Here is a 3,133-nt window from a genome sequence, read left to right on the forward strand (position 1 = left end):
AAGCGAACGAGTGAGGAGCGCAGCGAGCGTGCGCCCGCCTCCCGGCCGGGGCTTCGGCGGTCTCGGCCGCGGAGCAATCCGTTTTGTAGTGAGCGACCGAGAGTTCGACGGCCACGTTCTCGACTATCACGTCTCCGTAGCCGTCCGAACCGGAAACCGACGACCCGTACCTCACAGATTTAAGCCGGGAGGTCACGACCGCTATGATATGGGATTCGACGAGATGGACGTCGACACGATCTGGAAGAACGGGGAGTTCCTCGACTGGGAGGACGCGACGACCCACGTTCTGACCCACGCGCTCCACTACGGGACGGGCGTGTTCGAGGGCGTCCGCTGTTACGACACCGAGCAGGGCCCCGCGGTCTTCCGCTGGGAGGAACACCTCGACCGGCTGTTCGACTCCGCGAAGATGTACGACATGGAGATCGAACACTCCCGCGAGGAGATCACCGAGGCCACCCTCGAACTGCTCGACCGGCAGGACCTGGAGTCCTGTTACATCCGGCCGATCGCCTACTACGGCTACGACACGCTGGGCGTCTCGCCGAAGGACTGCCCGACCGACCTCGTCCTCGCGGCGTGGCCGTGGGGCGCGTACCTCGGCGAGGAGGCGCTCGAAGACGGCGTCGACGTGATGGTCTCCTCGTGGCGGAAACACGCCTCCTCGCAGGTCCCGACGAACGTGAAGACGACCGGCCTGTACGTCAACTCCATGCTCGCGGGCGAGGAGGCGCGCCGGAACGGCTACGTCGAGGCCATCGTCCTCAACAAGGAGGGCAACGTCGCCGAAGGCCCGGGCGAGAACATCTTCATGGTCAACGACGGCGAGATCTACACCACCGGGCCCGCGCAGTCCATCCTCGAAGGGATCACCCGCGACACCGTGATCACCCTCGCGGAGGAGCGCGGCTACGAGGTCCACGACGAGGCCGTCATCTCGCGCGGTCAGCTGTACACCGCCGACGAGCTGTTCTTCACCGGCTCCGCCGCGGAGGTGACCCCGATCCGCTCGGTCGACGATACCGAGATCGGCGCGGGCACCCGCGGCCCCGTCACGGAGGAGCTCCAGAGCGCCTTCTTCGAGTTAGTCGAGCGGCGGACGGACGACCACGACGAGTGGTTCACGTACCTCTGAGCGCGGACCGCTGACCGCGAACGCGGTCGCCACGCAGCGTATCGACCGCGCAAAACGACTTCTCGCTTCTCTCTCGATCCGCCTCGGTCAGTCGACCGCCTCACTCGGTCGACCCGCTCCCGTCGGTCGCCGATCCGTCGCCGCCGGGCGTCCCGTCGGTTCGGACGTGTCCGTAGCCGTCGGGGGTGCCGTCGCCCTCGGTGGGGTCCTCCTCGTGAACGGGGACCTGATGGGCCGACTCCGCGAAGCCGGCGGAGAGGACCCGCGTCATTCCCTCCTCGACGCTCTCGCCGGTCTCCTCGATTTTCTCCGGCTCGACTTCGATGACGAAGCCGGTGGTGATGTTCGGCGCGGTCGGCATGAACAGGACGATCTTCCCGTCGCGGGTCTTCTTGCCCGTCCGGAAGGCCGTCATCCGGATCCCGGGCCACGTCTCGATGTACACCGGGCTCTGAAGCTCGTCGGTGCCGGAGATGGCCGTCTCGATGGCGAGCTTCGACGCGTTGTACACCACCCGGAGCGCCGGGATCCGGTTTATCGTGTCGTCCACCGCGGCCTCCGCCAACCGGCCGAGCGTGGTCCGCATGAAGTACCCGACCGCGAGCACGACGGTGGCGAACACCGCAAACGCGATGACGACCCGGGAGACGGGCTCTAAGTACCCCGGAATGACCGCGGGTTGGAGGTCCGCGATGAGCGGGATCGACGCGATGTACTGGTAGATCCAGCGGAGGACGAGGAGTAAAACGAGGAGCGGGGCCAGCACGATGAGGCCGCTGGCGAAGTCGCGTTTCCACGTGGACATCTATCGGATCGGTATGTGTCGGCAACCCTTAAGAGCGCTTCCACGCGGCGGCGACGCCGAGCGAAGGGACCGTCGACGACGGGGACGGCGCAGCGGATCCGCAGCTACTGGCCCAACACCGCCCGGGCCGCGAACGTCAGGTTCTCCTTGCGCTCGCGGACCCGCCGGTAGAAGTACGAGAGCCACTTGTCGCCGTACGGCGCGTACTGGTACACGTCGACCCCCTGCGCGGCGAGGTCCCGCTGCGCGTCCTCGCGGACGCCCATCAGCATCTGGACCTCGTACTCCGTCCCGTGGTCGCGCGCGAGCCGGTCCGCGAGCGAGATCATCTCGGGGTCGTGGCTGCCGACCGCGACGCCGCGGTCCCGCCCCTCGAAGAGCCGTCGGAGGTCGTCGCGGTACGCCTCGTCGACGTCCGCCTTGTCGGTGTACGCGATCGACGACGGCTCGTCGTACGCGCCCTTCACCAGCCGGATCTTGCCGGGCACGTCGACGAGCCGGTCGAGGTCGTCGGCGGTGCGCTTGAGGTTCGACTGGATACACTGCCCGACACTCCACGGGTAGTCGGCGGCGATGGACTCGAAGGCGTCGAGCGTGGCGTCGGTGGTGTCGGCGTCCTCCATGTCACACCAGACGAAGGCGTCGAGTTCGTCGGCGCGCGCGACGATCTCGCGGTAGTGCTCCTCGAATAAGTCCGCCGAGACGTCCATCCCGATCTGGGACGGCTTCACCGAGACGCAGGCGTCGAGGCCGCTGTCGGCGATATCGTCGATGAGGTCGAGGTAGGCGTCGGTATCGCCGCGGGCGTCCGCGGGGTCGTCGTAGTGTTCGCCGAGCAGGTTCAGGATGACCGCGACGCCGTCCTCGTTCGCGGCGCGGGCGTGATCGAGGGCCACCGGAACGCTCTCGCCGGCGACGAACCGCCGAGCGATCGGGAGGATCATATCGTAGATTCCGAACGGCGCAAACTTTACTGTTACCGACCCGGCGTGAGTGACCGCGACGTCGCGTCCTCGGCGGCGGGCGACGGACCGTCCCGCTCCCGCGACGGATCCGGGATTTATAACAGCCCGGACGCCGCCTGTAGGGACATGATCGGTGCGCTCGTCGCGACCGCGTTCTGGGCGATGCTCCCGGCGTACGTCCCGAACAACGCCGCGGTGCTGGCCGGCGGGGGTCGCCCCATCGAC

General features: G+C 67.5%; 4 protein-coding genes. 2 read left to right on the top strand and 2 right to left on the bottom strand.

Annotated elements, in window-relative coordinates:
- Positions 1–208 precede the first annotated feature (208 nt).
- A complete protein-coding gene (locus tag BN903_RS14395) occupies positions 209–1,138 on the top strand; it encodes a branched-chain amino acid transaminase (protein ID WP_048078387.1) in 930 nt (309 codons plus the stop codon).
- A gap of 100 nt (positions 1,139–1,238) precedes the next feature.
- Here BN903_RS14395 and BN903_RS14400 read toward each other — a convergent pair whose 3' ends face one another.
- Together BN903_RS14400 and BN903_RS14405 are read right to left on the bottom strand one after the other, a co-directional pair.
- Positions 1,239–1,943, bottom strand: coding sequence for a DUF502 domain-containing protein (locus BN903_RS14400; RefSeq protein ID WP_048078388.1), 705 nt, complete (start codon positions 1,941–1,943; stop codon positions 1,239–1,241).
- Between the two features lie 104 nt (positions 1,944–2,047).
- Positions 2,048–2,887 carry a proline dehydrogenase family protein gene (locus BN903_RS14405; RefSeq protein ID WP_048078389.1) on the bottom strand — a complete coding sequence of 280 codons (840 nt, stop codon included), beginning with the start codon at positions 2,885–2,887 and terminating at the stop codon, positions 2,048–2,050.
- Between the two features lie 147 nt (positions 2,888–3,034).
- On the opposite strand from BN903_RS14405, the gene BN903_RS16150 reads away from it, so the two are divergent.
- Positions 3,035–3,133: CDP-archaeol synthase (locus BN903_RS16150; protein WP_154018148.1), on the top strand; the 99-nt coding region annotated here is incomplete at its 3' end.

It is taken from the genome of Halorubrum sp. AJ67, from assembly GCF_000513435.1.